This is a genomic window from Solwaraspora sp. WMMD792 (assembly GCF_029626105.1).
Classification (GTDB): Bacteria; Actinomycetota; Actinomycetes; order Mycobacteriales; family Micromonosporaceae; genus Micromonospora_E.
The window spans coordinates 6,346,136-6,373,091 of the sequence record NZ_JARUBH010000009.1 but is presented as its reverse complement, the minus strand read 5'-3'; the positions used below and the strand labels follow the sequence as shown (position 1 = coordinate 6,373,091).

29 protein-coding genes are annotated in these 26,956 nt (G+C 71.9%); 11 read left to right on the top strand and 18 right to left on the bottom strand.

Annotation, left to right across the window (positions count from 1 at the left end; genetic code table 11):
* Positions 1 to 139: 139 nt before the first annotated feature.
* Both O7629_RS29685 and O7629_RS29680 read right to left on the bottom strand, forming a co-directional pair.
* Positions 140 to 1,888, bottom strand: a complete 1,749-nt coding sequence (locus O7629_RS29685) for a hypothetical protein (protein ID WP_278173421.1) — start codon at positions 1,886 to 1,888, stop codon at positions 140 to 142.
* Entirely contained in the window at positions 1,885 to 2,232 is a 348-nt protein-coding gene (locus tag O7629_RS29680) for a DivIVA domain-containing protein (protein WP_278173420.1), read from the bottom strand. The genes O7629_RS29685 and O7629_RS29680 overlap by 4 nt, the downstream gene beginning before the upstream one ends.
* Positions 2,233 to 2,721: 489 nt before the next feature.
* Here O7629_RS29680 and O7629_RS29675 point away from each other — a divergent pair, with 489 nt between their 5' ends.
* From O7629_RS29675 to O7629_RS29655, 5 genes are all read left to right on the top strand, one after another.
* Entirely contained in the window at positions 2,722 to 2,961 is a 240-nt protein-coding gene (locus tag O7629_RS29675) for a winged helix-turn-helix domain-containing protein (protein WP_278173418.1), read from the top strand.
* 551 nt (positions 2,962 to 3,512) lie between these two features.
* Positions 3,513 to 3,977 carry a hypothetical protein gene (locus O7629_RS29670; protein ID WP_278173416.1) on the top strand — a complete coding sequence of 155 codons (465 nt, stop codon included), beginning with the start codon at positions 3,513 to 3,515 and terminating at the stop codon, positions 3,975 to 3,977.
* A 306-nt stretch (positions 3,978 to 4,283) separates the two neighbouring features.
* The gene (locus tag O7629_RS29665; protein ID WP_278173414.1) at positions 4,284 to 5,420 is read left to right on the top strand and encodes a cellulose binding domain-containing protein; all 1,137 of its coding nucleotides are present in this window, start codon (positions 4,284 to 4,286) and stop codon (positions 5,418 to 5,420) included.
* A gap of 237 nt (positions 5,421 to 5,657) precedes the next feature.
* A complete protein-coding gene (locus O7629_RS29660) occupies positions 5,658 to 6,140 on the top strand; it encodes a ricin-type beta-trefoil lectin domain protein (protein ID WP_278173413.1) in 483 nt (160 codons plus the stop codon).
* A gap of 31 nt (positions 6,141 to 6,171) precedes the next feature.
* Positions 6,172 to 7,263 carry a DJ-1/PfpI family protein gene (locus O7629_RS29655; RefSeq protein ID WP_278173411.1) on the top strand — a complete coding sequence of 364 codons (1,092 nt, stop codon included), beginning with the start codon at positions 6,172 to 6,174 and terminating at the stop codon, positions 7,261 to 7,263.
* Here O7629_RS29655 and O7629_RS29650 read toward each other — a convergent pair.
* From O7629_RS29650 to O7629_RS29640, 3 genes are all read right to left on the bottom strand, one after another.
* Positions 7,213 to 7,755: a hypothetical protein gene (locus O7629_RS29650; protein ID WP_278173409.1), complete on the bottom strand. Its 543-nt coding sequence runs from the start codon at positions 7,753 to 7,755 to the stop codon at positions 7,213 to 7,215. The genes O7629_RS29655 and O7629_RS29650 overlap by 51 nt on opposite strands.
* A 138-nt stretch (positions 7,756 to 7,893) precedes the next feature.
* The gene (locus O7629_RS29645; protein WP_278173407.1) at positions 7,894 to 8,991 is read right to left on the bottom strand and encodes an alkene reductase; all 1,098 of its coding nucleotides are present in this window, start codon (positions 8,989 to 8,991) and stop codon (positions 7,894 to 7,896) included.
* Positions 8,992 to 9,046: 55 nt separating this feature from the next.
* Complete coding sequence (locus O7629_RS29640; RefSeq protein ID WP_278173405.1) at positions 9,047 to 9,421, bottom strand: DoxX family protein; 375 nt, start codon at positions 9,419 to 9,421, stop codon at positions 9,047 to 9,049.
* A gap of 117 nt (positions 9,422 to 9,538) precedes the next feature.
* Between O7629_RS29640 and O7629_RS29635 the strand changes: the two genes are divergently transcribed.
* The gene (locus O7629_RS29635) at positions 9,539 to 10,024 is read left to right on the top strand and encodes a MarR family transcriptional regulator (RefSeq protein WP_278173404.1); all 486 of its coding nucleotides are present in this window, start codon (positions 9,539 to 9,541) and stop codon (positions 10,022 to 10,024) included.
* A 92-nt stretch (positions 10,025 to 10,116) separates the two neighbouring features.
* On the opposite strand, the gene O7629_RS29630 is transcribed toward O7629_RS29635, so the two are convergent.
* The 6 genes from O7629_RS29630 to O7629_RS29605 all read right to left on the bottom strand — a co-directional run bounded on the left by O7629_RS29630 (position 10,117) and on the right by O7629_RS29605 (position 15,298).
* Positions 10,117 to 10,611, bottom strand: a complete 495-nt coding sequence (locus O7629_RS29630) for a hypothetical protein (RefSeq protein WP_278173403.1) — start codon at positions 10,609 to 10,611, stop codon at positions 10,117 to 10,119.
* Between the two features lie 106 nt (positions 10,612 to 10,717).
* Complete coding sequence (locus O7629_RS29625) at positions 10,718 to 11,488, bottom strand: ABC transporter ATP-binding protein (protein ID WP_278173401.1); 771 nt, start codon at positions 11,486 to 11,488, stop codon at positions 10,718 to 10,720.
* Positions 11,485 to 12,555, bottom strand: a complete 1,071-nt coding sequence (locus O7629_RS29620) for an iron chelate uptake ABC transporter family permease subunit (protein WP_278173399.1) — start codon at positions 12,553 to 12,555, stop codon at positions 11,485 to 11,487. The genes O7629_RS29625 and O7629_RS29620 overlap by 4 nt, the downstream gene beginning before the upstream one ends.
* Complete coding sequence (locus tag O7629_RS29615; protein ID WP_278173397.1) at positions 12,552 to 13,334, bottom strand: class I SAM-dependent methyltransferase; 783 nt, start codon at positions 13,332 to 13,334, stop codon at positions 12,552 to 12,554. Before O7629_RS29615 ends, O7629_RS29620 begins: the two co-directional genes overlap by 4 nt.
* An 11-nt stretch (positions 13,335 to 13,345) precedes the next feature.
* Positions 13,346 to 14,356, bottom strand: a complete 1,011-nt coding sequence (locus tag O7629_RS29610) for an ABC transporter substrate-binding protein (protein WP_278173396.1) — start codon at positions 14,354 to 14,356, stop codon at positions 13,346 to 13,348.
* A gap of 255 nt (positions 14,357 to 14,611) precedes the next feature.
* Positions 14,612 to 15,298, bottom strand: a complete 687-nt coding sequence (locus O7629_RS29605; protein WP_278173395.1) for an SDR family NAD(P)-dependent oxidoreductase — start codon at positions 15,296 to 15,298, stop codon at positions 14,612 to 14,614.
* A 135-nt stretch (positions 15,299 to 15,433) separates the two neighbouring features.
* Here O7629_RS29605 and O7629_RS29600 point away from each other — a divergent pair, with 135 nt between their 5' ends.
* Complete coding sequence (locus O7629_RS29600) at positions 15,434 to 16,045, top strand: TetR/AcrR family transcriptional regulator (protein WP_278173394.1); 612 nt, start codon at positions 15,434 to 15,436, stop codon at positions 16,043 to 16,045.
* A gap of 50 nt (positions 16,046 to 16,095) precedes the next feature.
* Here O7629_RS29600 and O7629_RS29595 read toward each other — a convergent pair whose 3' ends face one another.
* The 4 genes from O7629_RS29595 to O7629_RS29580 all read right to left on the bottom strand — a co-directional run bounded on the left by O7629_RS29595 (position 16,096) and on the right by O7629_RS29580 (position 18,716).
* Positions 16,096 to 16,935, bottom strand: coding sequence for a glutaminyl-peptide cyclotransferase (locus tag O7629_RS29595; RefSeq protein WP_278173393.1), 840 nt, complete (start codon positions 16,933 to 16,935; stop codon positions 16,096 to 16,098).
* Between the two features lie 124 nt (positions 16,936 to 17,059).
* A complete protein-coding gene (locus tag O7629_RS29590) occupies positions 17,060 to 18,043 on the bottom strand; it encodes an NAD(P)-dependent alcohol dehydrogenase (protein WP_278174724.1) in 984 nt (327 codons plus the stop codon).
* Between the two features lie 32 nt (positions 18,044 to 18,075).
* Positions 18,076 to 18,363: a hypothetical protein gene (locus O7629_RS29585; RefSeq protein WP_278173392.1), complete on the bottom strand. Its 288-nt coding sequence runs from the start codon at positions 18,361 to 18,363 to the stop codon at positions 18,076 to 18,078.
* Entirely contained in the window at positions 18,363 to 18,716 is a 354-nt protein-coding gene (locus tag O7629_RS29580) for a winged helix-turn-helix domain-containing protein (RefSeq protein WP_123606358.1), read from the bottom strand. Before O7629_RS29580 ends, O7629_RS29585 begins: the two co-directional genes overlap by 1 nt.
* Positions 18,717 to 18,884: 168 nt before the next feature.
* Here O7629_RS29580 and O7629_RS29575 point away from each other — a divergent pair, with 168 nt between their 5' ends.
* Positions 18,885 to 19,379, top strand: a complete 495-nt coding sequence (locus O7629_RS29575) for an NUDIX domain-containing protein (RefSeq protein WP_278173390.1) — start codon at positions 18,885 to 18,887, stop codon at positions 19,377 to 19,379.
* A 69-nt stretch (positions 19,380 to 19,448) separates the two neighbouring features.
* On the opposite strand, the gene O7629_RS29570 is transcribed toward O7629_RS29575, so the two are convergent.
* A complete protein-coding gene (locus O7629_RS29570) occupies positions 19,449 to 21,032 on the bottom strand; it encodes an MDR family MFS transporter (RefSeq protein ID WP_278173388.1) in 1,584 nt (527 codons plus the stop codon).
* Positions 21,029 to 21,538 (bottom strand): MarR family winged helix-turn-helix transcriptional regulator, encoded by a 510-nt coding sequence (locus O7629_RS29565; protein ID WP_278173386.1) that lies wholly within the window; start codon positions 21,536 to 21,538, stop codon positions 21,029 to 21,031. The genes O7629_RS29570 and O7629_RS29565 overlap by 4 nt, the downstream gene beginning before the upstream one ends.
* Before the next feature lie 141 nt (positions 21,539 to 21,679).
* Here O7629_RS29565 and rfaE2 point away from each other — a divergent pair, with 141 nt between their 5' ends.
* From rfaE2 to O7629_RS29550, 3 genes are read left to right on the top strand one after another with little or no spacing between them, the layout of a single operon-like run.
* On the top strand, positions 21,680 to 23,419 hold the full coding sequence (rfaE2, locus tag O7629_RS29560; RefSeq protein ID WP_278173384.1) for a D-glycero-beta-D-manno-heptose 1-phosphate adenylyltransferase: 1,740 nt from the start codon (positions 21,680 to 21,682) through the stop codon (positions 23,417 to 23,419).
* Positions 23,416 to 24,345 carry a glycosyltransferase family A protein gene (locus tag O7629_RS29555; RefSeq protein WP_278173383.1) on the top strand — a complete coding sequence of 310 codons (930 nt, stop codon included), beginning with the start codon at positions 23,416 to 23,418 and terminating at the stop codon, positions 24,343 to 24,345. The genes rfaE2 and O7629_RS29555 overlap by 4 nt, the downstream gene beginning before the upstream one ends.
* Complete coding sequence (locus tag O7629_RS29550) at positions 24,342 to 24,746, top strand: DUF2267 domain-containing protein (protein WP_278173381.1); 405 nt, start codon at positions 24,342 to 24,344, stop codon at positions 24,744 to 24,746. Before O7629_RS29555 ends, O7629_RS29550 begins: the two co-directional genes overlap by 4 nt.
* Here the strand turns inward: O7629_RS29550 and O7629_RS29545 are convergent.
* Positions 24,675 to 26,912 carry an MMPL family transporter gene (locus tag O7629_RS29545; RefSeq protein WP_278173379.1) on the bottom strand — a complete coding sequence of 746 codons (2,238 nt, stop codon included), beginning with the start codon at positions 26,910 to 26,912 and terminating at the stop codon, positions 24,675 to 24,677. The two genes, O7629_RS29550 and O7629_RS29545, sit on opposite strands and share 72 nt — an antisense overlap.
* Positions 26,913 to 26,956 lie beyond the last annotated feature (44 nt).

The following is a 26,956-nucleotide window of genomic DNA, read 5'->3' as shown; positions in this document are numbered from 1 at the left end:
CCCAAGTCGTGCTGGATAAAACGGGCTATTCAGATGCATCGGGCCGTGCCCGGGGCAGATGCGATTTGCAGCTTGATGCCACAGGTGCATCAAGATGCACCTGTGGCATCAGCCTCAGCGGCTCGGGGCGACCCAGGCCTCAGCGGCTCGGGGCGACCCAGAAGCGGCAGCCGGCCTGATCCAGATGCGCGGCCACCACCTGCCCGGCGTGTGCGGCGGCCAGCTCGGTTAGCTGCCCGACGATGTCCGGCACGGCCGGCGGCGCCAACTGCTGCGGTACCGGGATCGGCCGCGCCGGGTCGGCCGGCAGCGACTCGACCACCGCCAGCTCCAGGTAGCGCAGGCAGCGGCCGAGCGCCTGCTGCACGCTGCGACTCAACGGCTCGTCCACCGGCTCCGGCTCATCCACCGGCTCCGGCTCGTCCATCGGCTCCGTCCCACCGGCCGGGTTCGTCCCGCCGGCCGCAGTGCTGGTCACCGGCAACGCCTCGACGCCCCAGAGCAGGTCGTGCACCACCATCGGGTCGTCGACGTACGGCCGCATGTCCCGGGCGGTCACCCGCAGCGCCAGACCAAGCCCGACCACCAGCGCGGCGAACGCGTCGAACGCCGGCAGTTCGGCCCAGTCGGTGGCGTGCACCAGCAGGCGGGCACCGGGCCGGCCGGCGGCGGCAGCCCGCACATACCGCCGGATCGGGTCCGGCCCGTCGCCGAGCACCGGCACCACTGCCTCGCGCAGCTCCTGCGGGACCACCCGCTCCCCGGTGAGGTCGAGCAGGTCCACCGGCCGTACGCCGAACACGCCGGCCAGCCGGCTCAGCCGGAACCGTTCCGGCAACCGCACCACCGGCGGCCCACCCGACTCCAGGACGGACGCAGCGGTGTCCCCGCTCGTGGTGCGGCTCGGCCGCCACTCGACGTGCGTCGCCCGGTCCCGCAGATTGGTGACGGTGACGACGGCACCGTCGAACTGCCGGCCGTGGCCGCCGCACCGCCGGCAGGTCAGCACCGGGTGCCGCCAGCCGGTAGCGTGACAGTCCGGGCACGGCACGCTGGGGATCGGCTCGCCGAGCCACGGCGGCAGCGGCGGCTGCCAGGTCCGGCGCAGCACCGGGGCCAGTTCGGGGATCGCCGGCCGAGGGCCCGGGATCCGGCACAGCGACGTGTGCCGCCAGCGGCGATCCCGCCAGATGGCCTGCGCCCCGGCGGTCCACTCCCCCGCGCCGGCCGGGACCGGCGGCGGCGTACCGCAGTCCTGGACGATGCGGCGCTCCAGCCGTTCGACGTCGATTTCGTCGGGCGGTGCCGCCGACCGCAACGCCGGCAGCAGGAAGTGCGCCGGTGCGGTCAACGACCGTTCGGCCAGCCCGGCCAACGCGTCCGCCACAGCGGTACGGTCGACGGCGGCGGGCAGGCTCGCGGCGTACCCGCGCTGGTCACGCGGCACGGCCGCGCCGGGCGTCTCGAACCTGATGTCCCAGTTGAGGCCGGCCGCGAACACCCCCCACCGGGCCTCGACGACCAGGTCGAGGCAGAGCAGGTCGGCCAGCGCGCACAGCCGGCCCAACGACTCGTCGACGCTGACCGGCGGCTCAGCCACCGTACGCCCGAAGTGGATCGACCAGGCCGGGTGGCCGGGACCGGTGTGCGCCGCCGCGAGCCCGGCGGCCCGCTCGACGTCCGGATAGCGCAGGTCACGCAGCGTCGACCGGTCGACTTTGACCTGCGCTGCCAGCTCGTCGCGCACCGGCCACAGTGGTATCTCCCAGCCGCCGTGCGGTGCCGGCTCCGGCTCGATGTCGCCGGGCATCACGCTGGTGGAGGCGACCGCGCCGGTGTCCAGGTTCGCGACGGTCAGCACCAGTTGGGTACGCGGCCCGGCGGTCATACGTACATCCGGGTCTGGGTGGACTGCCATTCGCGCAGCGCCCGCTTGATCCGCAGGTTCTCGTCGTCGGTGCGCCGCAGGTCGTCCCGCAGGGCGGTCAGGTCCTCGGCGACGTAGTGCAGGAAGGCGTACACCTCGACGGGGTCGAGGCCGCGCCGCACCTCGCGGAACCGGCGGTCGCGGACCTGGCCGGGGTGGATCCGGGGCCGCAACGGCGGCCGGCGGAACACTCCGGCGTTGCGAAGCACTCCGGCGTTGCGGGGCCGCAGGTGCTGCGGTGGCTCGACCACCCGGTTTGCTCGCCGGCCTGGTCGGTTGAAGATCCGGTGGAGAAGGTTGCGCATCGTCGGGGTTCCCCTTCGGTCAGGAGTACGCCGGCAGCTGGTGCCGCCGACGCGATGCCGCGCTGGTGCTGTGCCTGATCTGCTCCCGGTGCTGGTGCTGCGTATCTGTGTGCTTGGACGGGGCGACCCGCCGGCCGGGCAGGCCGAAGCGGGAGGACTCGCAGCCGACGGGTCGCCCCAGCTCCGGCGGTCGCAGCCTCGTTCGGCGAGTACGACCCCGGAGCGGCTCATGCTGGATCTCTGCTGCTCACGGGTTTACGGGTTTTGCGGGGACTCACTCGGGTAGGGCGGTCGGGGCGGGCAAGCCGCGCGCCACCACCCCGCCCCGACCAGTGCACGAGCACCCCGTCGTTGCCACGCGAGGGAGCGCTCGTAGCGATGAACTTATGTGCGGATGTCGCCGATGTCAACCTCCGCGTGGAGGCTACCTAAACCTTGCTCCACACATAAGTGACGTGGTCGAATGGAGGTGCCACGCGAGGGAGCGCCATGCCTGTTTTGCCCGACTACTTCAAGATCTCGAACGCCATCGTTGCCGACGTCAAGAACGGCAAACTGAAGGCGGGCGACAAACTGCCGTCGATTGCCCAGCTCTGCAAGCAGTATGAGGTGAGCCCGTCAACAATCCGCCTGGTGTTTGTGCGGCTCGAAGCCCTCGAGGTCATCGACCGTCACCAGGGCAAAGGTGTCTTCATCACCGACCCGGCGACGTGGATGCGCAAGCCGTAGGCCCCTCGCCCGGTCACCGGTGACCTCCGCCGCCCCGTCAGGCGTTGCCGGGCGATGATCCACTACGCCTCATCGACTCGACACGCCGACAGCCTGTCAGAAGGCGCGCATTCGATCACCACGCTCGGACTACGACCAGAACCTCCGCCCTCGTCAGACCCCCACGCCGAAGTCAGGCTCGCCTACCCGACTTCACTCTCGCTCTCAGTTATCGCCAATGCCAGGACGGGCGGTCAACATCGGACCTCCGCGTCGAGGTGAGGCTGACGCACGTTATTCCGCAGTTTGACGTGCGTCAGCCTCACCTCGACATGAGCGGAGTGGGCACCACTCTGCACCGTTGACGGTCAGTGACGTGGAGTCCCGCCAGATAGGGAACAAATACCGTGCAAGCCGTGTTTCCGACGCTCGGAGTAGGCACCGGGCGGCCGTCCCAGCAGGGCGGGCCGGGACCGCTGTCACGAACGCGACGACGAGTCACGAAGGCAGCGAAGGCTATGCATGTTGGGGGACCTCAGGTTACCGGGCCCATACCTGAAGTGGATCCACAAGTGAAGATCCGTACCAGCCTTGCTGCGCTGTTCGCAGCAGTCACGGCCGCAGCGTTCATGGCCGCCCCGGCATCGGCGGCGCCATCAGGCACGGCGAATGCCTCCGGCACGGCGGAGACGACCGTCGCCGTCGATCCGGCGAGCGTCGACACGATCGCGTACGGCCCGAAGTCCAGCGCACCAGAGGGTGCCGCCGAGGTCGGCCTGCTCTGGGATCGGTGCCTGATCCAGGGTTCGACCGGCAACCAGGCCTGTTTCGAGGACTACGGCGACTGGTTCCACGTGTACGACGGCGACTCCGACGGCGCGTCGGCGGCCGCGTACTGGTGGACCGACTACGGCCGGTCCGGTATCTGCTACAACTCCGAGGGCGCCGGCACCTGGGCGTCGTGCAACTACAACATGGACGAGGACGGCATCGTCTACTGGAAGACGTGCTACCCAGAACCGGTCCGCCGGCGGTGACCTCTACTGCACCCGGACGACCGTGTCGAAGGCGATCAACGGCGACTGGTGACCGCCGGACGTGAGCTGACATTGGGCTAGAGCGGTGGGTGGGTCCGGGTGTGCCCGGACCCACCCACCAACACCCGGCATGTCAACCACCACGCCATGCCCAAGACGTCATCACACCCGTTGTGCATCGACAGCCACTGATGTAACGATGAGGATGCCTACAGTGGCCTGGGCCGGCGGACAGCTGTGGGACCGTCCGTCCTGCCGGCCCACCCGGTCGGCACGGGTTCCTGGGATCGAAGGAGACCAGCCCCCATGTTGTTGTCGTCCACCCCACCGACGCGTCACCGTACCGATGAATTGCCCCGCAGCCGCCGACGGACCTCGTGGTGGCGGGCCGCGGCCGGCGTCGCCGCCGCGATGCTTCTCGCCACCAGCGGTACGGCGGCGACCAGCGCCCCAGCACACGCGGCCGGCACGACCGCCGGGGCCGCCACCAACGCCGGATGCCTGACGGTGACAATCGAGAGCAGCTACTGGAACAACGGCCCGGACAGCGGTGGCGTCTTCCGTGACATCACCATCACCAACAACTGCGCCACGGCGGTCAACGGCTGGAAACTGGTGCTGACGCTGCCGGCCGGTGAGACAGTCCAGCAGGGCTGGAACGCCAACTGGACCCTGGACGGCAGGACCCCCACCGCCACCCCGACAACGTGGAACAACGTCATCGCCGCCGGCGGGTCGGTCGAGATCGGGTACGTCGGCGCCTGGACCGGCGGCCGACCGCAGGATCCGGGCTGCACCATCAACGGTGACCCGTGCGACGGCACCGGGCCGGGGCCGGCACCCGAGGTGACGCTGACCAGCCCGGTCGACGGCAGCTACCTGGTGTCGGTCTGCGCGGTCCGGATGACCGCCGACGCCAGCACCGACGTGGGGACCATCGACCGGGTCGAGTTCTACATCAACGACATCCTGGTCGGCAGCGACAGCAGCGCCCCGTACGGCATCGACGTCCCACCGGACCATCCGGCGCTGCGCAACGGCTCGCCGAGCATCCCCCGCCACACCGCGTTCGCCCGGGTCGTCACCGTCGCCCCGGCGGCCACCGCCGACTCGCCCGAGGTCGGCTTCACACCCGCGCCGATGCCGCCGGCGCTGATGGTGATCGCCTGCCCGTCGCAGGTGGAGGTGCCTGAGGGCGGCACCGCGATCGTGACGTTCGTGGTGTCCGCCTGCACCACCTCGGCGGCGCTGCACCTGACCGTCACCGGCGACCCCGGGGTCAGCGTCACCCCGACGGTCACCCGGCCCGGCAGCCCGGAGCATCCGGTCACCATCACCGCCGCACCCGGCAGCGCCGGAGCGGTCGCCCGGGTCACCGCGACCGCCGACACCAACTCCTGTCTGCCGGCCACGACAACAGTCACGGTCGGGCCTGCGCAGTGACGGCGGCGACGAGGGCCCGCCGCTGCGGCGGGCCCTCGTCGACCGGTGCCCGCGCCCGGCACCCGGCAATCGCCCAGTGATCATGGACGAAGTGTTGCTCGGCGCAAAGTCGGCGAAATAGCCTCGGGCGACCGAATAGCACGTAGGTCAACGGCGACTCAGTGCACAATCGTACGCCGCGAGGAAACACGCATGTCACAAAAGAACAGTACGACCGGCAGGATCTGGCAGCGGAGAATGGCCCGAAGCGCGTTGGCCATCATCTCAATTTTCGCCACACTCACCCTCGTAGCGTCGCCGGCTGCGGCACTTCCGGGCGACGGTGGCATCATCCGCAACTGGCAGACCGGTCTGTGCCTCGACAGCAACCACAACGGCGACGTCTACGCCATGAGCTGCAACGGCGGCAACTACCAGAACTGGGACGAAGGCTGGATCAGCAACGGGGAGCGCTACCAGATCGTGAACAAGCAGACTGGTCGCTGTCTCGACGCCAACCAGGCCGGGCAGGTCTACACCTCGCCATGTGCCAGGGACAATCCGTACCAGCGGTGGAAGCCGACCAACTGGAACCGCAGCTGCTGCAACTACTACCGCATCCAGTTCCAGCATTACATCCACGGAAACGTCTGCCTGGACAGCGACCGCCAAGGGAAGGTCTACACCATGCCGTGCAACGGCGGCAATTACCAGAACTGGCGGGCCGACGGCAACATGTAGATAGCTGGCGGGTGTGCGGCACGCTGGTGAGGTGACCCGCCACCGCGCTGCCCCGCCCCGGGTGGTGGCCGTGATCGGCTACCCGGACGCCGAGTTGCTGGACATCGCCTGCCTGACCACGACGTTCGACTACGCCAACCGGGGCGCGGACCCACCGTACGAGCTGGTAGTCGCCGCCCCGGCGGGGCGGCCGATCAGCTGCCAGTCCGGGTTGACGCTGCACGCCCAGGCGGCGCTCGAACGGCTCCGTGGCCCGCTCGACACGGTGATCGTGTCGGGCGGGGAGGGGCATCTCGCCGCCGCCGGGGACTCCCGGCTGGTCGCCCACGTACGGCGGCTGGCCCGGGAGTCCCGCCGGGTCGCCTCGGTCTGCACCGGCGCGTCGGTGCTGGCCGCCGCCGGGCTGCTGGACGGGCGGCGGGCCACCACCCACTGGATGTACGCCGACCAGCTCTCCGCCCGCCACCCGGCCGTACGGGTGGACGCCCGTCCGCTGTGGATCCGCGACGGCGTGGTGACCACGGCGGCCGGCGTCACCAGTGCCCTCGATCTCGCTCTGGCCTTCGTCGAGGAGGACCACGGCGCGGAACTCGCCCGCCACGTCGCCCGCGCGCTTGTCACCTACCTGCAGCGGCCCGCCAACCAGGCCCAGGTCAGCATGTTCCTGAGCGCCCCGGTCCCCGAGCACAGCCTGGTCCGCGAACTGGTCCGGGCGATCCGGGACGCGCCCGACGCCGACCTGAGTGTGCCGGCGCTCGCCGCCCGCGCGGCGGTCAGCGAACGTCACCTCACCCGGTTGTTCGTCGCCCACCTGGGGCAGAACCCGGCCCGTTTCGTGCGAGACGTACGGACCGAGGCGGCGGCCCACCTGCTGGTCACCAGCCGGCTACCGCTGGCCGCGATCGCCGCCCGGTGCGGCTTCGGCTCGACCGACGCGCTGCGCCAGTCCTTCATGGACCGGTACGGCATCACCCCGTCCGGTTACCGGGCCGCGTACCGCAGCAGCCGCACCGGTGCGGCGGACGACCCGGCCGGATCCGCCGGATCACCTGGGTCACCTGGGTCACCTGGGTCAGCCGGAAACGGTGCCGGTGACGGCGAGGGCCAGGAAGCCGAGTCCTAACGGGACGTCCAGCAGGACGCAGAACTCGGCCAGCGACCGGGGCACCACCTCGTCACGCCGGTGGTGGATGACGTCCCAGACGCCGTGCGCGGCCAACGCCAGCCCGGCCAGCACCATCCCGACAGCCGGCACGACCAGCACCGCAGTGACCGCGAGCCCTCCGTAGCCGAGCAGCGCGACCGTCTGCGCGGTGAGCGGCGCCCTCGGCACACCGCCGACCAGGCCACCGGCCACCAGCACCACCGCGACTAAGCCGAGGCCGGCCCACCACGGCAGGCCGGTCAGCTCACTCGCCGCGACCACCCCCGAGCCGGCGCCGAGGCCTACCCAGGCCATCCAGCGCCGCCGGGTCGCGGCGGCGGTGAGGTAGCAGAGCACGGCGACACCGAGCACGACCGCCAGGACTTCACGCCCGGCCCCGGCCACCAGCACCAGCACGGCACACCCCAGGCCGAGCGCGCTCGGCCAGCGGTGCAGCAGATTCGAGGTCATACCGATCACGGTGCCGGGGCCGGCGGCCGGTGACGAGGCCCCGGTCGCGACCTGTCCGGATTTCCGGGCATCGTGTCCGTTGAACCCGCAGTGCCGCGAGACCGGAGCCCCGCAGGGCCGCAGTGCTGCCGTCGGGGCCTATCCGGCGTCGGCCGGCGTGCTGGCGCCGTCCAGGAACGGGTAGTCGGTGTAGCCGTGGGCGTCACCGCCGTACACCGTCGCCTGGTCGACCTCGTTGAGCGGAGCCTGCTCACGCCAGCGGCGTACCAGGTCGGGGTTGGCGATGAACGGCCGGCCGACCGCGACCGCCGCCGCCTTCCCGCTGCGTACCAGGGTCTGCGCGGTTTCCTGGTCGGTGACCGTCGCGAACCCGGTGTTGACGACGACCGGGCCGCCGAACCGGGCCGACAGGTCCGCGAGCAGCGGATCGGCCGGGTCGATCGACAGGTGCAGGAAGGCCAGGCCGAGCGGGGCGATCGCGTCGACCAGCGCCCGGTAGGTAGCGGCGGTCTCGGCCGGGTCGTCCTCGATCAGGCCGTTGGCGCCGTTGGCCGGGGAGAGCCGCAGGCCGACCCGTTCCGGGCCGATCTCCTGTGCGACGGCGGCGACCGTCTCGGCGACGAACCGGGCGCGGGCGGCCGGCGAACCGCCGTACCCGTCGGTGCGCTGGTTGGTCACCGGGGCGAGAAACTGGTGCAGCAGGTAGCCATTGGCGCCGTGCAGCTCGACCCCGTCGAGGCCGGCGTCGACGGCCGACCGCGCCGCCTGCCGGAACTCGTCGACCACCTGCGGCAGCTCGTCGGTGGTCAGGGCGCGCGGTGTCGGGTACGGCTGCCTGCCGGTGGCCGTGATCATGGTGCCGTCGGCGACGACGGCACTCGGCGCTACCGTCTCCTGCCCATGCTTGTTGTCCGGGTGGGCGATCCGGCCGGCGTGCATCAACTGGGCGACGATCCGCCCGTCGGCGGCGTGCACCGCGTCGGCGATCCGCCGCCAGCCGTCGACCTGCGCGGGTGTGTGCAGGCCGGGGGTGTTCGGGTAGCCCTGCCCGACGGCGCTCGGCTGCACCCCCTCGGTGATGATCAGGCCGGCGGTGGCCCGCTGCTGGTAGTAGGTGGCGGCGTGCTCGTTGGGTACCCCGTCGGGCTGCGCCCGGTTGCGGGTCATGGGTGCCATGAAGACCCGGTTGGGCAGGTTCCACTTGCCGATGGTCACCGGCTCGAACAGCTCAGGCATTGGTCAGGTCTCTTCCGGTTGTGACCCCGGCGGGGTCGGATCGAGCAGGGTCGGATCAGAAGGCGTACGGGCCGAATCGGCCCCAGGCGACGACGGCGGCCATCGCCAGGAGGACCAGGTTGGGCAGAATCGCCGGGTACTCCTTGCGCTGGAAGTGCACGATCGCGGCACCGATCATCATCGCGACCAGGCCGAGGGCGGCCAGCGGCACGAACACCGGGGCGATCCCGGTGACCGCCGGCAGGATCAGGCCGATCGCGGCGAGGATCTCCAGCGCGCCGATGGTCCGCACCAGACCCATCGGGAAGTCCGCGGCGAAGCCCATGCCCCTCTCGACGAGCTTCTCCCTCGGCTGGCTGACCTTCATCAGCCCCGCGCCGAGGAACGCTGCGGCGAGCAGGCCGGCGAGTACCCAAAGAACGATGTTCATGTCTGTCTCCGATGTCGGATCGCTTTAAGCTTGAAGCGAGGCTAGTCCGCGATGACTTCAAGCGTCAAGTGACACAGCTCTCGTGATCACTTGACGCTTGAAGCTAGACTCGACGACATGACCACCCCGACCGAGCAGCCGCACTGGCTCGACAAGGAGGAACTGGAGACCTGGTTCGCCCTCGTCGGCGTACTGGCCAGGCTGCCGGGCGCCCTCGACCGGCAGTTGCAGCGCGACGCCGGGATCAGCCACTTCGAGTACCAGGTGATGGCCGCGCTGTCCGAGACGCCCGAGCGCACCATGCGGATGAGCCGGCTCGCCATGATCGCCGACGGGTCGTTGTCGCGGCTGTCGCAGGTCGTCACCCGGCTGGAGAAGCGCGGCTGGGTCTGCCGTACGCCGGACCCGACCGACGGCCGCTACACGCTCGCGACGCTGACCGACGACGGCTGGGACAAGCTGGTCGCCACGGCACCCGGGCACGTCGCCGAGGTGCGCCGACTCGTCTTCGACCCGATGACGAAGGCCCAGTGCCGGCAGCTACGCGACATCGGCCGACGCATCACCACCACCATCGACCCCGACGACTCCTGCCTGCGCTGAGCGCGGCGGCCTGCGCGCCCTGTGCCGGTACGCGGGCCACGCTACGGGGTTGATCCATCACCGCCAACGGATGCCTCAACGCAGAGCGGTCATCAGAATCCTCGGTGGACGTAGGTGGATGGGTCGGCGGATCCTGGGCCGAACTCATCGAAATCCATGTTGGCCAGTGCCAGGTTGCCGTGCACGCTCAGCACCATCTCCGGGAGCAGGCGGAACGGCTGGTTCCGAGCAGGCTCCACGAGATCGTCGTCGTCCTCGTCAAAGCCGTCGTCGCCCTCGTCATCGTCCTCGTCGACCTTGACGGCGAGTAGCGGCTGCTCACCACGCATGGTCACGGCGTCGGCGACGAAGAAGACCGGCAGGCTCTCGTCCGCCGCGACCGCCGCCCGGATCTCCTCGATCGTGGCGCCGTCGAAGGCAGGGTCGTCGACGATGGCCGCCGGGCTCATACCGGTGGAGTAGTCCGGGTTGTCGTTGCACCGGCGCAGGACCTGCTGCCAGGCCACCTCGTCGGAGTAGTCGGTGCGCACCACGCACGGCTCGAACTCCAGGTCGTCGGTGCGGACGATCAGCGGACGGGTGGGCACAGGTGACTCCTTCGGATCGACGGGGGCACCGGCCACGACGCCCCGCAGACGTGGGCCAGTGTGGCGGCATCGTAGCGGGACCGCCCCCGACCGGCCGGTGGACGCGTCAACCCTGGGCCGAGCGTCGCAGGTGGACGTACGGACGGCCGTCCGGGTCGTCGTCGACCTGTGCGTGGACGTCGTAGACCTCGACGATCCGGGCCGGCGTCAGCACCTGCGCCGGCGGGCCGGCCGCCGCCACCCGCCCGGCGAGCAGCAGCACGATCTGATCGCAGAACCGGGCCGCCAGGTTGAGGTCGTGCAGCGCCGCTATCACGGTCGTCGATCCGGCCGCCAGCCGCTCCAGCAGGTCCAGCTGGTGGCGGATGTCCAGGTGGTTGGTCGGCTCGTCGAGCAGCAGCACCTGCGGCTGTTGCAGCAGCGCACGGGCGATGTCGACCCGCTGCCGCTCCCCGCCGGACAGCGACGACCAGCGACGGTCCCCGAACCCGGGCAGCCCGGCGGCGGCCAGGGCTCGTTCGGCGCGGGCAAGGTCGTCGGCGGACGTACCGGCGAGCAGCGGGCGGTGCGGGATCCGGGCGAGCAGCAGTACGTCACATACCGACATGTCCACGTCGGCCGCCGTGTGCTGGGTGACCAGGGCCAACGTCCGGGCCAGCGCCCGGCGCGGGATGGATCGGGTGTCCACATCGTCGAGCAGCACCCGGCCGGTGTCCGGCCGCTGCAGGCCGGCGAGCACCCGCAGCAGGCTGGACTTGCCGGAGCCGTTCGGGCCGAGCAGCCCGACCAGGGTGCCGGCGGGCGCGTCGAGGGTGACGTCGGCGAGCAGCGACTTTCCGCGTACCGCCCAGGTGATCTTCTCGGCGCGCAGTCTCATGTCGGCGCCTGCCGACGGCGGATGAGCAGCGCGAACGCCGGCACCCCGAGCAGGGCGGTGACCACCCCGACCGGCACCTCCTGCGGCGCGAACACGGTCCGGGCGGCGGTGTCGGCCCAGATCAGGAAGGTGGCGCCGATGATCGCGCAGGTGGGCAGCAGGATCCGGTGCCGGGAGCCGACCAGGAACCGGGCGGCGTGCGGCACGGTCAACCCGACGAAGCCGATCGCGCCGCTGGCCGCGACGAGGACCGCCGCCAGCAACGCCGTGGTGGTGAACAGCGCCGCCCGGACCTTCGCCGGGGCGAAACCGAGGGACTGGGCGACGTCGGTGCCGTAGGTGAACGCGTCCAGCGCCGGGGTGGCCGTCCAGCAGATTCCCACCGCCACGGTGGTGACCGCGGCGGCCAGCGCCACCGACGGCCAGCTGGCCATGGTCAGCGAACCGAGCAGCCAGAAGGTGACGCCCCGGGTCTGCTGCGGTGAGGCGGCCGAGACCACGATCAGGCTGGTGACGGCGGCGAAGAGTTGGCCGACGGCGACCCCGGCGAGCAGGATCCGGGACGGTTCGGTCCAGCGTCGGCCGGCCATCGCCAGGGCGGCGGCGAACGCGGCGACGGCGCCGACGAACGCGCCGCCGGTGAGCGCGGCGGTGCCGACGCCGAGGCCGAAGACCAGCACCGACACCGCGCCGGTCGACGCCCCGGCGGAGATGCCCAGCAGGTACGGGTCGGCCAGCGGGTTGCGGGTCAACGCCTGCAGGACCGCGCCGCAGACCGCGAGGCCGCCGCCGACCAGGCCGGCGAGCAGGACCCGGGGGGTACGCAGGTTCCACACGATGCTGTCGGCCAGCGGCGGCAGCCCGGTCACCGGCAGTCCGAGGTGGACGGCGTGGGTGCGGAACACGTCGGCGACGGTCAGGTCGGCGGTGCCGATGGTGGTCGCGGCGGCGACGCTCAGGGTCAGGACGGCCAGGGCCAGGGCGAGGACCGGCCCCCGGGTGCGGGCACCCCGTGCTGCCCGCACCCGGACCGGCGACGTCGGGGTCCGCGACGGCGCAATGGTCATCGGCGGGCGAAGACCACGTAGTCGTCGAGGTACTGCCAGACGGTGCCGGCTTCGGCGAAGCCGGCGGTACGCAGCGCGGCGAGGTGGAACTGCAGCGGCGAGTCCGGCTGCTGCGGCCGGTCGGCGAAGCGCCGCTGCCGCTCCGCGGTCAGGGCGGCGAGGGCGGGGGTGCGGGCCGCCTCGGTGTGCCAGGCGTCGTAGCGCAGCGCTCCGGCGGCGAACCCGGCCTGCTGGGTCTGCTCGTCGTGCCGCTGGGCCAGCGTCGCCAGGGTCGGCTGCTCGGGGCCGAACCGCAGGTGATCGGCGTTGAGCAGGATGCCGCCGGGGCGTAGCAGCCGGGCGGCGGCGGTGTAGACGGCGAGCAGTTGCGCCGGGGAGAGCCAGTGCAGGGCGGTGGAGCTGACCACCGCGTCGATGGTGTCGACGCCGAGCCGGTCGGCCCAGTCGTCGGCGACCAGGTCGAGGTCGCGTACGTCGGCGCGGTCGCCGTGGTCGGCGAGCGCGGCGGCTGCGATGCGCAGCAGCATCGGGTCGTAGTCGACGGCGACGCAGCGGGCGGCGGGCAGTTCGGTGAGCACCCGGTCGGTGAGGGCGCCGGGTCCGCAGGCCAGGTCGAGTACGGTGGCCGGCCGGTCGCCGAGGTGCAGGCGCAGCACGTCGCGCATCGCCTGGAAGCGGTTCTCCCGGTGGGCGACGTACGCGGCCTGCTGGGTGTCCCACAGGTCGAGCAGTCGACGCGCGTCGGCCGGGGTGAACTGGTCGGTCATCAGGTCGGTCATCAGGTTGTTCCTCAGGAGTCGGTGAGCTGGGCCAGGCCGGCGGCGACCGCTTCGACGGCGGTGACGCTGCGTATGGACGGGTCCATCGAGGATCCGGAGACGGTGATGAACCGGCCAGCCTTGACGGCGTCGAGTTCGGCTGTGGTCGGGTTGCTCCGCAGGTAGTCGATCTTCGCCTGGGCGCTGTCGCCGTCGCCGCCCCGGGTCAGGTCGGCCAGCACGATGACGTCGGGGTTGCGGGCGGCGATCTCCTCCCAGCTGCCGGCCGGCCAGGTCTGTTCGGCATCGCCGTAGGCGTTGGTGACGCCGAGCTGGGTGCTGATCGCGTCGGGCAGACCGCCGGATCCGGCGACGTACGGGGTGGCGGTGCCGGAGTAGTACCAGAGCAGGCTGGTGTCGGCCGGTGCGGTGGCGGCCGCGGTGGCGGCGTCGAGCTGGCCACGCTGGTCGGCGACGAGTGCCTCACCCCGCTCGGTGACGCCGAAGATGGTGGCGATCTCGGTGATCTCGGCGAAGATGCCGTCGAAGTCGACCGTCGTCTCGCCGGTGGTGGGGTCCTCACAGGCGAAGCGGGACAGGTAGGCGGGCACGTCGAGGGCGGCCAGGTCGGCACGCGGGCCGGCGGCCTCCGGGCTGTACGCGGAGGTGAAGGTGGAGTAGACGAAGTCGGGCGCGGCGTCGAGGACGGCTTCGCGGTTGGGGTAGAGGTCGGCGAGCACCGGTACGGCCGCGTAGTCGTCGGCGAGTTCGGGCAGCACCGGGTCGGTCTGGTAGCTGGTGCCGATCATGCGGTCGGCCAGGCCGAGGCTGAGCAGGATCTCGGTGGCGTTCTGCTCCATGGCGAGGGCCCGGCGCGGCGGTGCGGCGACGGTCAGCGTGGTGCCGCAGTTGGTGATCTCGACGACGTCGGCCGCCGGGGTCGTGGCGGTGCCGGCGGCGGCGTCGGGGCTGGCGGTGGCGCAGCCGGCCAGGCCGACCGCCAGCACCACCGCCACCCCGACGGAAACGGTAACGGTTTTCATGTCGGCAAGCTAGCACGGCTCCGCCGCAGGTCAAAGCAGGGGTACGGGGGTCAGCCGTGGATCACCCGCCGCGCCTTCCTCAGGTTGACGATCAACTCGTCACGGCTCTGATGGCCGGCCGGAGGTGAGCAGCCGGGGAGCCTGGATATGGGTGAACGCCTTGGCAACCTTGGACGTCGGGAGTGGTCCCGATCGTCGTTCCCACCGGCTGCGTCTTCGGCCGGTCAGTCACTGTTCCTCCCCCTCTCCTGCCCGTTACCAGCTCAGCGGACCGGACTCGTCGTGGAAGGTCCCGGTTGGACCGTCGGCGTCGAGGGTGGCCCAGCGCACGATGATCCGGGCGCTGTCCGCCGCCGGCCGTCCGCCGGCCATGGCGGCCGTCATGTCGGTGGCGGTGAAACCGGGTTCGACCGCGTTGAACCTGATGCCCGGCTCGGACTTTGCGTACTGGACGGTGAGCATGGTGGCCGCCGCCTTGGACGCCGCGTACAGCGTCGCCGATAGGCCGAACTCCGGGCGCTGCGGGTTGGTCACCGCCCAGAAGGAACCCATGCTGCTCGACACCGTGACCACCGTGGCGTTCTCGGACTTGCGCAGCAGCGGCAACGCCGCCTCGGTGACGCGGTAGATGCCGACCGCGTTGGTGTCGAACACCCGCAGGGCCGCCGGCCCGTCGGCGGCGTCGAGTCCGAGGACGCCCGCGTTGTTCACCAGGATGTCGAGGCGGCCCTCGGCCGAGGCGACCACCGCCAGGGCGTCGCGTACCGATGCGTCGTCGGTGACGTCGAGTTGCACGAACCGCGCGCCCAGCGTCGCCGCGGCCCGCTCGCCCCGCTCGACGTCGCGGGCGCCCAGGTAGACGGTGTGGCCCAACGCGAGAAGCTGCCGGGCGGTCTCGAACCCGAGGCCCTTGTTGGCGCCGGTGACCAGTGCGACTGACATGTGTCTCCTCCCAGCGGCGGCGGAACCGGTCCGCCCCTCATTCTGTACCGATCGGTTGGGAGGAACCGTAACAGATTCTGTACCGATCGGTTGGTGAGCCCGGTCACGATCTGTACCGAGCGGTAAAGTGGGCGCATGGGCACAGGGACACACCCCGCCGGCCGACCCCGGGCCTTCGACGAGGAAGCGGTCCTCGACCGGGCCACTGAGGTCTTCTGGCGGTACGGCTACGAAGGCGCCTCGCTGAGCACCCTCACCGCCGCGATGGGCATCAACCGGCCGAGCCTGTACGCCGCGTTCGGCAGCAAGGAGCAGCTATTCGAGCGCGCCCTCGCCCGCTACCAGGACGCTCAGCTGGCCACCGTGCGCACCGCGCTCGACCAGCCCACCGCGTACGCCGCGATAGAAGCTCTCCTGCGCGCCAGCGCCGACGGCCTCACCGCCGACAGCCACCCGGCCGGCTGTTTCTCCGTTCAGGGCGGCCTGAGCTGCTCGCCGGAGAACGCCCGGATCTCCGAGATGCTGGCCGCCGGCCGGGCCGCCACCGAAGCCGCCGTGGCCGCACGGCTGTCCCGCGCGGCCGAGGACGGCGACCTGCCCGACGGGGTGGACGCCCGGGCGCTGGCCCGGTTCGTGATGGCGCTCAGCGAGGGACACGCCGTCCAGGCGGCGGCCGGCGCCAGCCGCGAGGAGCTGCAGGCCTCCGTCGACATCGCGCTCCGCGCCGTCGTCGGTGCACCACGCTGACCAGCAGCTACCGGGCAGCGCCGCCGGCGCCGACAGCGCCCGGCCAGGACTCAGGAGCCTGGGACGAACCGGACCCGGAACAGCGCCGGCCAGTACTTGCCGGTGATCAGGAAATCGTCGGTGCCGGGCACCGCCGCGATGCCGTTGAGCACGTCCGCACCGGCCCGCTCCGCACCGGTCAGCAGGTCACCGGCGTCGACCTCGGCGACCACCTGCCCGGTCGCCGGGTCGATCCGGACGATCTCGTCGGTCCGCCAGACGTTCGCCCAGACCTGGCCGTCGACGCACTCCAGCTCGTTGATGTCGCGCAGCGGCGCGCCGTCGCGGGTCACCGCGACCGACCCGGTCGGGTCGAACGTGGCCGGGTCGCGGAAGGTGAGCCGGTCGGTGCCGTCGCTCATCACCAGCCGGTCCCCGGCGTCGTCGTGGCAGATGCCCCAGCCCTCGCCGTCGTAGGTCACCTCGCGCAGCACGTCGAGGGTTTCCCGGTCGCGCTCGTACGCGACCCCCTCCCGCCAGGTGATCTGCCAGATGCGCGACTCCAGCACGGTGATGCCCTCACCGAAGGCGGTGTCCGGCAAGCTCACCCGGTGCCGCACCGTGCCGCTGGCCAGGTCGACGACCCGCAACTCGGACTCGCCGTACTGGCCGGTGCCCTCGTACAGGTCCGAACCGGCCAGCTCCAGCCCCTGGGTGAACGCGGCGGTGTCGTGCGGGTAGCGGGCCAGCACCTCGACCCGCAACTGCTCGGTGGGCGCGGCCGACGCGGCCCGCCCGGGGACGACCGGCACCAGCGCCGGCTCGGCCGACCGAGACCCGGTGCATCCCGCCGTCGCGGCGACCGCCACGACGGCGGCCAGCAGCGCCACGACCCATCGCCGGTCCAGCACGCCACCCACCTCCGATCCGCCGAGGCTCCGCTCCCGTGCACGGCTCGTTCCCGCTGTCGGGTCGTCGACAAGTGTCGCGCACCGGCGGCTCGGCCGGGTACCCGCGCCGACCACCGCGTGTCGATCATGAGCTGGCCGGGGCCACCTCGATGACGATCTTCGACCGGGGGTGCTCCTCGGCGAAGAGCCGCACCGCTTCGGCCGCACGGTCCAGCGGAAACGTCCGCTCCACCGGGAGGACCATCCGGCCGGCCTCGATCAACTCGGTCAGCTCCCGCAGCGGCTGCTGTCCGGGCGCGGACAGGAACCCGGTCACCCGTTGGCTGACGAACGGTGCCCAGACCTTCGACCGCAGCAGCCGGCCCACCGGGCCGAACCAGCGACTACCCGTACCGCCGCACAGGACCAACGTCCCGCGCGGGGTCAGCGCCCGGCGGCAGTCGGTCAGCCGGTGCCGACCCGCCACGTTGAAGATCAGATCCCACTGCCGGCCCGACCGGGTGAAGTCCTCGCGGGTGTAGTCGATCACGTCGTCCGCGCCGAGCGAGCGCACCAGGTCGACGTTGCGGTCCCGGCAGACCCCGGTGACCTCGGCACCGAGCGCCTTGGCGAGCTGCACCGCGAAGGTGCCGACCCCACCGGAGGCGCCGTTGACCAGCACCCGCTGACCGGGCTGGAGCCGGCCGTGGTCCCGCAACCCCTGCCAGGCGGTGACGCCGGCGAGCGGCACTGTCGCCGCCTGCACCGGGGTGACGTTGGCCGGGGTACGCCAGGCCCGGTCGGCGGGGACGGCGGCGTACTCGGCGAAGCTGCCGCTGTCGATCTCGGCGTACACCCGGTCACCGGGTTGAAACCCGGAGACCGCCGCGCCAACCGCGACGACCTCGCCGGTGACGTCGCGCCCGCGCACCTTCGCCCGGGGGCCGGACAGGCCGAAGGCCAACCGGGCTAGGTACGGCTCACCGGTGACGAACACCAGGTCGGCGTAGTTGATCGAGGCAGCCTGTACCCGTACCAGCAGGTCCTTGTCCGTGATGGACGGACACGGCAGCTGCCGCACGGTCAGCACCTCGGCGGACCCGTAGCGGTCCTGGACGACGGCCCGCATGGTGTCGGTGACGGGGGTGGTCCGACCGGCGCTCATTCGACGGTCCGCAGGATCTGCTCGATGGCGCTGGTCCTGGTCCGCAGCTCGGCCAGGTCGGCCGCGACCCGCTGCTGCGTATCGACCGAGTTCTCGGCGAGCTGCTCGTAGCGGCGGACAAGCTGACGCATCGCCTCCTCCTGGCTGGCGAGCAGCTTCGTCTTGCGGAACTCGTGCAGAGAGGCGACGACCACCACGATCAAAAACACGCCGAGGGTCAGTACGCCGAGGATGAACACGACATCTGGCCAGGTGTTGCCGCCCTCGGCGGCGAAGACGTACATCAGGACTTCTCCTTACGCGCGGGGCCCGCTGCCGACGGGTCCGGTCCGGTGAGGGTCGCCGCCGCTGCGGCGAGCATCGACGGGGTCAGGTGCAGGGTGAAATCGGCGACTTCGTAGTACTTCATGGCTTTGCCGTCCTCGGACAGCTCGAGACTCCCGACGATCAGGCCGGCGGCTTCCAGCCGCTGCAGGTGCATGTGCAGCAGCGGCCGGCTGATGCCGATCTCGCGGGAGAGGTGGCTGACGTAGTCCCGACCGGCGGCGAGCCGGCCGATGATCCGCAGCCGCAGCGGGTTGGCCAGCGCCGCCAGCTTCTCGACCAGATCGTCGCCGGAGGGCGTGGCCGATGTCATCGCTCTCCTTCACATGTCATGTTTTTCTGACAGGTGAAAGCGTAACAGGTCAGGGCCAGCCCGCCAACGGGGCGCGGAGTCAGTCGGGTTCGGTGGCGGTTGACCAGCCGTCGCTCGGGGCGTGGATCAGCCGGCCCGGCCGGCACCCGCCTCGCCTAAGGTTGCTCCATGGCCAGCATCTCCTGGGCGGATTCGTACCTCGGACAACTGCGGGCACTGGCCGGCGACCGGACCCTGATGTTCGTCGGTGCCCGCTGCGTGGTCCGCGACGCCGACGACCGGGTCCTGCTGATCCGGCGGTCGGACAACGGGCTGTGGGCGCTACCGGCCGGCGCGATGGAGCTCGGCGAGTCGATCGCCGGCTGCGCCGCCCGGGAGGTCTTCGAGGAGACCGGGCTGCGGGCCGCCGGGGTCACCCCGTTCGCCATGCACACCGGCGCCGACTACACCTTCACCAACATGTTCGACGACACGTACCAGCTGTTCGTGGTCTGCTTCCGGGTCGACGGCTTCGCCGGCGAGCTGCTGACCGTCACCGACGAGACCACCGACGCCGGGTTCTTCGCGCACGCCGAGGTGCCGGCCCCGTTGGCCGGCACCGTCAGCGAGACCCTCACCGACCTGGCCGCCTTCGAGCACTCCGGCCAGCTGGTGCTGAAGTAACGCCGGAGCGGACCGGACCTTCCGGCCCGGTCCGCTCCGGTGTCCGGACTGTCCGGTCCGGTCTCCGGCCTATCCGGCGAGGTCGGCGGAGGTGGCCTGCGACTCGACCTCGCCGCGCAGCTCCCGGTCCGGCAGCACCAGCGTGATCAGCACGGCGATCACCGCGACCAGGCCGGTCACCAGGAACACCGTGTGCAGCGACTCCACGAAGGCGTACTGGATGGCCTCCCGGACCGGGTCGGGCAACGCCAGGATCACCGCCGGCTGGTCGATCGAGATCTCCGCGCCCCCGGCGGCGGCGATCTCGGTGGCCTGCTCCGGCGGCAACTGGGCGATCGCGGCCGGCATCCGGTCGGCCATCTCGCCGGTCAGCCGGGCGTTGAGCACCGCGCCGAGGATCGCGACCCCGAACGAGCCGCCGAGCGTCCGGAAGAAGGTCACCGTGGAAGTGCCGGCACCCAGGTCGCGCAGCGGGATCGCGTTCTGCACGGCGAGCACCAGCGACTGCATGGACAGCCCGAGCCCGACGCCGACCGCCACCATCACCAGGAACGCCTGCCAGAGCGGGCTGGTCACCTCCAGCTGGGTGAAGAGCAGACCGCCGGCGACCAGCGCCCCCGAGCCGGCCACCGGGAACCACTTGTACCGGCCGTACCGGGTCATCGCCCGCCCTGCGGCCACCGAAGTGACGATGATGCCGGCCATCATCGGCAGCATCAGCAGACCACTGGCCGTCGGCGAGGCACCCTTGACGATCTGCAGGTAGAGCGGGATGAAGATGATCGAGCCGAACATGGCCAGACCGAGCACGAAGCCGGCGGCGTTGGCCAGCGCGAAGGTCGGTTCCCGGAACAGCCTCAGCGGCAGGATCGGCTCGGCGACCCGGGACTCCTGGACGAGGAAAATCGCGGCGAGGACCGCGCCGACGGCGAACAGTCCGATGATCACCGGGGATCCCCAGGCGAACTCGCCACCGCCCCAGCTCAGCGCCAGCAGGATGGCGCTGACCCCGGCCACCAGCAGGGTCGCGCCGAGCCAGTCGATGGCGTGGTCGCGCCGCCGGAACGGGATCAGCCGCATCACGTACCAGCAGATGACCATCGCGACGATCGCCAGCGGCACGTTGATGTAGAAGATCCAGCGCCAGTTCGTCTCCGCGAAGTAGCCGCCGGCCAGCGGACCGGCCACCGACGACAGGCCGAAGACGGCGCCGAACAGGCCCTGGTAGCGCCCGCGGTCGCGGGGCGACACCACGTCCGAGATGATGGTGAACGCCAGGGTCATCAGGCCGCCGGCGCCGAGCCCCTGCAGGCCCCGGGTGACGATCAGCTGGGTCATGTTCTGCGACATGCCAGCCAGCAGCGAGCCCAGCAGGAACATCCCGATCGCGAACAGGAACACCGGTCGGCGGCCGATCAGGTCGGCGGTCTTGCCGTACAGCGGCGTCGACGCGGTGGACGCCAGCAGATAAGCGGTGACCACCCACGAGTAGTGGTTGATCCCGCCCAGCTCGCCGACGATGGTGGGCAGCGCCACCCCGACGATGGTCTGGTCGAGCGCGGCCAGCAGCATGCCGGTCATCAGGCTGGCCAGCAGCAGCAGGATCTGCCGGCGGCTGAGCGCTGGCGCGACCCGCTCCTCGGTGGTCGTCATTGTGGTGTTTCCCCTTCCCCCCGCGGACAGCGATCCGCCGGATCCGTCCCCCCGTAGCGGGTGGTGATCGTCTCGTTGAGCCGGGTCAGCAGCCGCCCGAACTCGCTCATCTCGGCCGGGGTCCAGTCGGCCAGCAGGTCCCGCATCGCGCCCACCCAGACGGCCCGGTTGCGGGTGTAGACCTGCACGCCGAGCTCGGTCGCCGCGATCACGCTGGCCCGCCGGTCGGTGGGATCCGGCGTACGGGTGGCCAGGCCGGCCGCCTCCAGCGCGGCGACCTGGCGGCTCACCGTTGACAGGTCCAGGCCGAGGCCGTCGGCGAGCACGCTGAGCCGGGCCGGCCGGTCGCCGGCGATCCGCACCAGCAGGGTGTACGCCGCCCGCTCCAGCGGCGGGTCGAACCGTAGCCGTTGGTAGAACATGTGCACGGACCGGTGGAAGACGCCGAACTGCTTGCCGAGGGCGATGAGCTCCGCGTCGGGACCGGTCGGCGGGTCGGTGTGCACCGCCGATCTCACCCCATCCGATAGTTGCTTGCTACAAGCATTCTGCCATGCCGGGGCGGAAAGCCAACCGATTTATCTGTGATCCCCGACATGTACCGACCCGCACGTTTGACCGTGCCCGTCCCGGGCACCCGCTGCCCCATGCGGCCCTCGTCCAACGACCGGCGGCACCGCGCCGGCCTGGCTGGCCCCACCGGCAATGCCAGACCGGCGGGCCCCGCCGGGCCGTCGGACGGCGCCGGTCCCACCGACCTCGTCGAGCTGTGGTCCGGGCGACCCGTCCTGGTCGTCGGGGACGCGATGCTCGACGAATGGCGGTTCGCCACCTCCACCCGGCTCTGCCGCGAGGCACCCGCCCCGGTGCTCACCCTGGACCGGCGGCAGGTCGCCGCCGGCGGTGCCGCGAACACCGCGGTCAACCTCGCCGCGCTCGGCGCCCGCCCACTGCTGGTCGCCCCGATCGGCGTCGACCAAGTCGGCGACCAGGTGGCGCGCTGCCTGCACCGGGCCGGCGTGCAGGACCGGATGATCGCCCAGCCGGGCACCCGTACCCCGGTGAAACGTCGGCTGCTCGCCGCCGACCAGATCCTGCTCCGCGAGGACGACGGCGGGCCGGCCGGTCCACTCCCCGCCGAACAGGTCGAACGGCTGCTCGCCGCGCTCGTCGCCAGCACCGAGGAGATCCGGCTCGGCCCCGCCGAGCCGGATGTCGACGGCACCGGGGCGAATCCCGACGTGGTACGGCCCGACCTGGTCATCTGCGACTACGGGCTCGGTGCGCTGCCCGACCGGATCCGGCAGTGGCTGATCCGGCACCGGGACCGCTACGGCACCGTCGCCCTCGACGCCCACGACCTCACCCGGTGGGCCGGACTGCGGCCGACGCTGATCACGCCCAGCGTCGCCGAGGCCGCACCGGCCGTCGGCGAACCCACGCCGGACCGCGACCGGGTCGCCGCCGCCCGGCGACTGCTGCCCCGGCTGCACGCCGCAACCGGGGCGGACCTGGTGGCGGTGACCCTGGACACCGACGGCTCGGTGGTCGGCGACCGCAGCGGCGCCACGCACCACTGCCGTACCGAACCGGTCGCGGCCAGCCGGGCGGTCGGCGCCGGCGACGCCTATCTGGCCGCTCTCACCCTGTCGGTGGTCGCCGGCGCCACCCTGCCGGTCGCAGCCGAACTGGCCCAGCTCGCCGCCGCGCTGACCGTGCGCGACTGCGGCACCTGTATCTGCCACCGCGACGCGCTGACCGCCGCGCTGAGCGAGGCGTTCCCGGCCGCGGCCTCGGGCGGCGGCCGGCGGGTCACCACCCCGGCTGCGACCCCGGCCGCCGGGACCGACCCCGCCGACCTGGTCGAACAGGTACGCGTACAGCGTGCCGCCGGAGCCCGGATCGTCTTCACCAACGGCTGCTTCGACGTGCTGCACCGCGGCCACGTCGGCTACCTGGCGGAGGCCGCCGCCCTCGGTGACCTGCTGATCGTTGCCGTCAACTCGGACCACAGCGTGCGGCGGCTGAAAGGTCCGGACCGGCCGGTCAACCCGGTCGAGGACCGGGTCGCCGTGCTCGCCGCGCTGACCAGCGTCGACCACGTGGTGGTCTTCGAGGAGGACTCCCCGGCCGGGCTGATCGAGCGGATCCGCCCGGACGTCTACGTCAAGGGCGGCGACTACCCGCCGGACATGGTGCCCGAAGCGCCGCTGGTCCGCCGGCTCGGCGGGGCGGTGCACATCCTCGGCTACGTCGCGGACCGGTCCACCTCGGCGGTCATCGACCGGATCCGGTCGGCAGCCGCCCCGGCCGGCCCGGCCGGCGGGTCGGCCGGCCGACCCGAAGCACACCCGGAACCCGACACACACCCGGAAGGAGCCCGATGAGTCGACCGTTGCCGCCCGGGGACCCGGTCGAGTTCCGCCGCAACCGGCTGCTCGACGTACTCGTCCCGACCCGCAACCGACCCGCCGAGCTGGCCGCCACCCTCGCCGGGCTCGCCGCACAGGATGCCCCTGACGGGTTCGGGGTGGTGGTCAGCGACCAGTCCGACGGCGGACCGGCGTGGGCCGACCCGGCCGCCGCCACCATGGTGCGGGCGCTGCGGCACACCGGTCACCCGGTGCTGCTCACCCGGCGGCTGCCCCGGCGCGGGCTGGCCGAACACCGGGCGTACCTGCTGAGTCTCTCCACCGCCCGGCTGGTGCTGATGCTCGACGACGACGTCTGGCTCGCCCCCGGCACCATCGACCGACTGGTCACCGCGATCGCCGAACTGCGCTGCGGCTTCGTCGGCAACGCCGTACACGGATTGTCCTATCTGGATGATGTGCGGCCGCAGGACCACGACGGGTACGTCGAATGGGACGGCCGGCCGGAGCCGGAGCGGATCCGGCCCGGTACGCCGCAGTGGTCCCGGGCCCGGCTGCACTCGGCCGCCAACCTGCTGCACGTCACCGAGCGGCTCCAGCTGGGCGAGGGCCAGTGGCGGGCGTACCGGGTGTCCTGGATCGGCGGGTGCGTGCTGTTCGACCGGGCCAAGCTGGTCGCCGCCGGTGGCTTCGACTTCTGGCCCCGGATGCCGGTCGACCACCAGGGCGAGGACGTCGCCGCCCAACTGGCGGTGCTCAGCCGCTACGGCGGTGCCGGCATCGTGCCCAGCGGCGCGTTCCACCTGGAATCGCCGACCACGGTCACCGACCGGCGGGTCGAATGCTGGCAGCTGCTGCTCGACGAGGAGGCCGCCGCCGGGTACGACCCGGCGGCGGCCGGCGGCGGGCCGCGCCACCAGCGGCAGGAGGTCGGGCCGTGACGGCACGGCTGGTCCGCCCGACCACCACGATCTGGCAGCTGGACGTGGCGGTGCTGCGTACCCTCGTCGAGCTGCTGCCCGACGGCGAGGCGGCGCTGCTGGTCGACGCGCTGCCGCCGCTGCTGGCGATGGCGGCCCGACCGGACCCGGAGCACCGACCGGACCCGGAGCACCGGCCGGAGCGGTTCGATGCCGCCGAGCTGGTCCGGCGGGTCCGCCGCCGGACCGCCCGGTACGACACCGACGACCGGACGGTACGCGACGGGGTGCGGTCCGCGTTGGACCGCATCGCCGGCTACTGCCCGGACGGGGTGCTGTACCGGGTGCAGCTACCGTTGCCCGACGACGTCCGGGAGTTGTTCCCCCCGCCGGTCCAGGTGCGCGCCGTCGGCGCCGGCTGACGCCAGCCGCCGGGTGAGCCGCTCACCTTCGACGTCGACGTTCGGCAGGACCCGGTCGAGCCACCTCGGCAGCCACCACGCGGACCGGCCGAGTAGCGACAGCACCGCAGGGACGATGGTCATCCGGACCAGCAGGGCATCGACGGCGACGCCGAAGGCGAGCGCGAACCCGAGCGACTTGACGACACTGTCCTCGGCGAGGATGAAGCCGGCGAAGACGCTGACCATGATCAGTGCGGCGGCGGTGACCACCCGGGCGCTGTGCCGCATGCCGGCGACCACGGCGTCGTCCGGGGCGGCGCCGTGTACATACTCCTCCCGGGCCCGGGTGACCAGGAACATTTCGTAGTCCATGGCCAGGCCGAACAGGATGCCGACCAGGAAGATCGGGATGAAACTGACGACCGGACCGATCGCGGCGATGCCGAGCAGGTCGGCGAAGTGGCCCTGCTGGAACACGAAGACCAGGGCACCGAACGAGGCGGCCACCGACAGCAGGAAACCCGCCGCCGCCTTGATCGGCACCAGAACGCTGCGGAACACCAGCATCAGCAGAACGAACGCGAGGCCGACCACGACGGCCAGATAGGGCAGCAACGCGTCGTCGATCTGCTCCGACACATCCAGGTCGATCGCGGCCCGGCCGGTGACGGACAGCGCCGCGCCGGCGCCGGCCGCGCCGAAGTCCGCCTGGTGGGCGCGGATCGCGCGGACCAGCTGCTTGGTGTCCTCGCTGGTCGGCCCGTGCGCGGGAACGACCTGGAGGATGGCGGTGTCGTCGGTCGGGTTCGCCGCCGCCGGGGTGACCGCCACGACGTCGTCGAGGCCGGCGACGTACCGCCGGGCCTGTTCGGCGGCGGCCATCGCCGCGCCGGGTGCGGTCTCCACCACGACGAGCAGTGGACCGTTGACGCCGGCTCCGAAGGCGGCGGCGAGCTGGTCGTACGCCTTGCGTTGGGTCGACTCGGGAGCGGCGGTGCCGGCGTCGGGCAACGCAAGCGTCAGGTCGAGCGCGGGGGTCGCGGCGATGCCGGCCGCGACGACCGACAGGACCAGCGCTGGTACGCGGTGCCGGACCACGCCGCGCGCCCAGCGCTCGCCGAAGGGGATCCGACTGCCGGTGGGCCGGCTCCGCTGGGCCCTCGGCAGCACCCGGTGGCCGGCGAAGCCGAGCAGGGCCGGCAGCAGGGTCAGGCTGATCAGCACCGCGACGGCGACGGTTCCGGCGGCGGCGATCCCCATCGCGGTCAGGAACGGGATCCGGACCACGGCGAGCGCGACCAGAGCGATGATCACGGTCAGGCCAGCGAAGACGACGGCGGACCCGGCGGTGCCGACGGCCCGGCCGGCAGCCTCGGCCGCGTCGCGGTCCGGAGGCTCTGCCGCGTCGCGGCCGGCGGCGAGTTCCTGCCGGTAGCGGGAGATGACGAAGAGGGCGTAGTCGATCCCCACCGCCAGGCCCAGCATGGTGGCCAGGGCGGAGGTGTTCGAGGTGAGGTCGAGGAAGCCGGAGGCGATTCCAATGCCGAGCAGGCCGACCGCGACCCCGACGAGCGCGGTCAGCAACGGCAGGCCGGCGGCGGCGAGCGAACCGAAGGTGATCAGCAGGACGACGGCGGCCACCGCCAGACCGAACGCCTCGGCGGCAGTGCCCTCCTCGGCCTCGGTGACCACATCGCCGGCGTACTCGACGCCGACACCGGCCTGCCGGGCGGTGTCGCCGACGGCGAGCAGCGCCGCCCGGGACTCGGCGGTCACCTCGTGGTCGTCCACCGCGTAGGAGACGTCGGCGTAACCGGTCCGGCCGTCGGGCGCGATCGTCTGCGTCTCGTACGGGTCGTCAACCGTCGCGACCTGCGGTAGTCGCCGCAGCTCGGCGACTGTCGCCCGCACAGCCTCCTGCTCGTCGGGGCCGGTCAACGTCGCGTCGTCCGGCACGGTGAACACCACCTTCACCGAGGCGGTGGCGCCGATGCCGAACTCCTCGCCCAGCACGTCCATCGCCCGCCACGACTCCGAGCCGGGCAGGGACAGGGCGTCGCTGGTCGGCCCGGACAGTTTGGCCGCGCCGAGCCCGAACGAGACGAGCAGGACCACCCAGACGACGAGGGTCAGTCGGCGGTGCCGGAAACTCGCCCGCCCGAGCCGGTAGAACAAGGTCGCCACGACCATCCTCCGTTGCTGGTGAAACCCTGGGATTCAGGGGTGGT

Excerpts from the sequence above, each read along its gene's own strand:
- O7629_RS29555 (WP_278173383.1), top strand. The coding sequence starts at position 23,416 with ATGAGTCGACCGTTGCCGCCCGGGGACCCGGTCGAGTTCCGCCGCAAC.
- O7629_RS29650 (WP_278173409.1), bottom strand. The coding sequence starts at position 7,755 with ATGACCTCGAATCTGCTGCACCGCTGGCCGAGCGCGCTCGGCCTGGGG.
- O7629_RS29600 (WP_278173394.1), top strand. The coding sequence starts at position 15,434 with ATGGGCACAGGGACACACCCCGCCGGCCGACCCCGGGCCTTCGACGAG.
- O7629_RS29685 (WP_278173421.1), bottom strand. The coding sequence starts at position 1,888 with ATGACCGCCGGGCCGCGTACCCAACTGGTGCTGACCGTCGCGAACCTG.
- O7629_RS29675 (WP_278173418.1), top strand. The coding sequence starts at position 2,722 with ATGCCTGTTTTGCCCGACTACTTCAAGATCTCGAACGCCATCGTTGCC.
- O7629_RS29580 (WP_123606358.1), bottom strand. The coding sequence starts at position 18,716 with ATGACATCGGCCACGCCCTCCGGCGACGATCTGGTCGAGAAGCTGGCG.
- O7629_RS29680 (WP_278173420.1), bottom strand. The coding sequence starts at position 2,232 with ATGCGCAACCTTCTCCACCGGATCTTCAACCGACCAGGCCGGCGAGCA.
- rfaE2 (WP_278173384.1), top strand. The coding sequence starts at position 21,680 with ATGCGGCCCTCGTCCAACGACCGGCGGCACCGCGCCGGCCTGGCTGGC.
- O7629_RS29620 (WP_278173399.1), bottom strand. The coding sequence starts at position 12,555 with ATGACCATTGCGCCGTCGCGGACCCCGACGTCGCCGGTCCGGGTGCGG.
- O7629_RS29585 (WP_278173392.1), bottom strand. The coding sequence starts at position 18,363 with ATGTACGTCTTCGCCGCCGAGGGCGGCAACACCTGGCCAGATGTCGTG.
- O7629_RS29610 (WP_278173396.1), bottom strand. The coding sequence starts at position 14,356 with ATGAAAACCGTTACCGTTTCCGTCGGGGTGGCGGTGGTGCTGGCGGTC.
- O7629_RS29590 (WP_278174724.1), bottom strand. The coding sequence starts at position 18,043 with ATGCGGGCCGTCGTCCAGGACCGCTACGGGTCCGCCGAGGTGCTGACC.
- O7629_RS29665 (WP_278173414.1), top strand. The coding sequence starts at position 4,284 with ATGTTGTTGTCGTCCACCCCACCGACGCGTCACCGTACCGATGAATTG.
- O7629_RS29645 (WP_278173407.1), bottom strand. The coding sequence starts at position 8,991 with ATGCCTGAGCTGTTCGAGCCGGTGACCATCGGCAAGTGGAACCTGCCC.
- O7629_RS29660 (WP_278173413.1), top strand. The coding sequence starts at position 5,658 with ATGGCCCGAAGCGCGTTGGCCATCATCTCAATTTTCGCCACACTCACC.
- O7629_RS29640 (WP_278173405.1), bottom strand. The coding sequence starts at position 9,421 with ATGAACATCGTTCTTTGGGTACTCGCCGGCCTGCTCGCCGCAGCGTTC.
- O7629_RS29615 (WP_278173397.1), bottom strand. The coding sequence starts at position 13,334 with ATGACCGACCTGATGACCGACCAGTTCACCCCGGCCGACGCGCGTCGA.
- O7629_RS29605 (WP_278173395.1), bottom strand. The coding sequence starts at position 15,298 with ATGTCAGTCGCACTGGTCACCGGCGCCAACAAGGGCCTCGGGTTCGAG.
- O7629_RS29625 (WP_278173401.1), bottom strand. The coding sequence starts at position 11,488 with ATGAGACTGCGCGCCGAGAAGATCACCTGGGCGGTACGCGGAAAGTCG.
- O7629_RS29570 (WP_278173388.1), bottom strand. The coding sequence starts at position 21,032 with ATGACGACCACCGAGGAGCGGGTCGCGCCAGCGCTCAGCCGCCGGCAG.
- O7629_RS29575 (WP_278173390.1), top strand. The coding sequence starts at position 18,885 with ATGGCCAGCATCTCCTGGGCGGATTCGTACCTCGGACAACTGCGGGCA.
- O7629_RS29635 (WP_278173404.1), top strand. The coding sequence starts at position 9,539 with ATGACCACCCCGACCGAGCAGCCGCACTGGCTCGACAAGGAGGAACTG.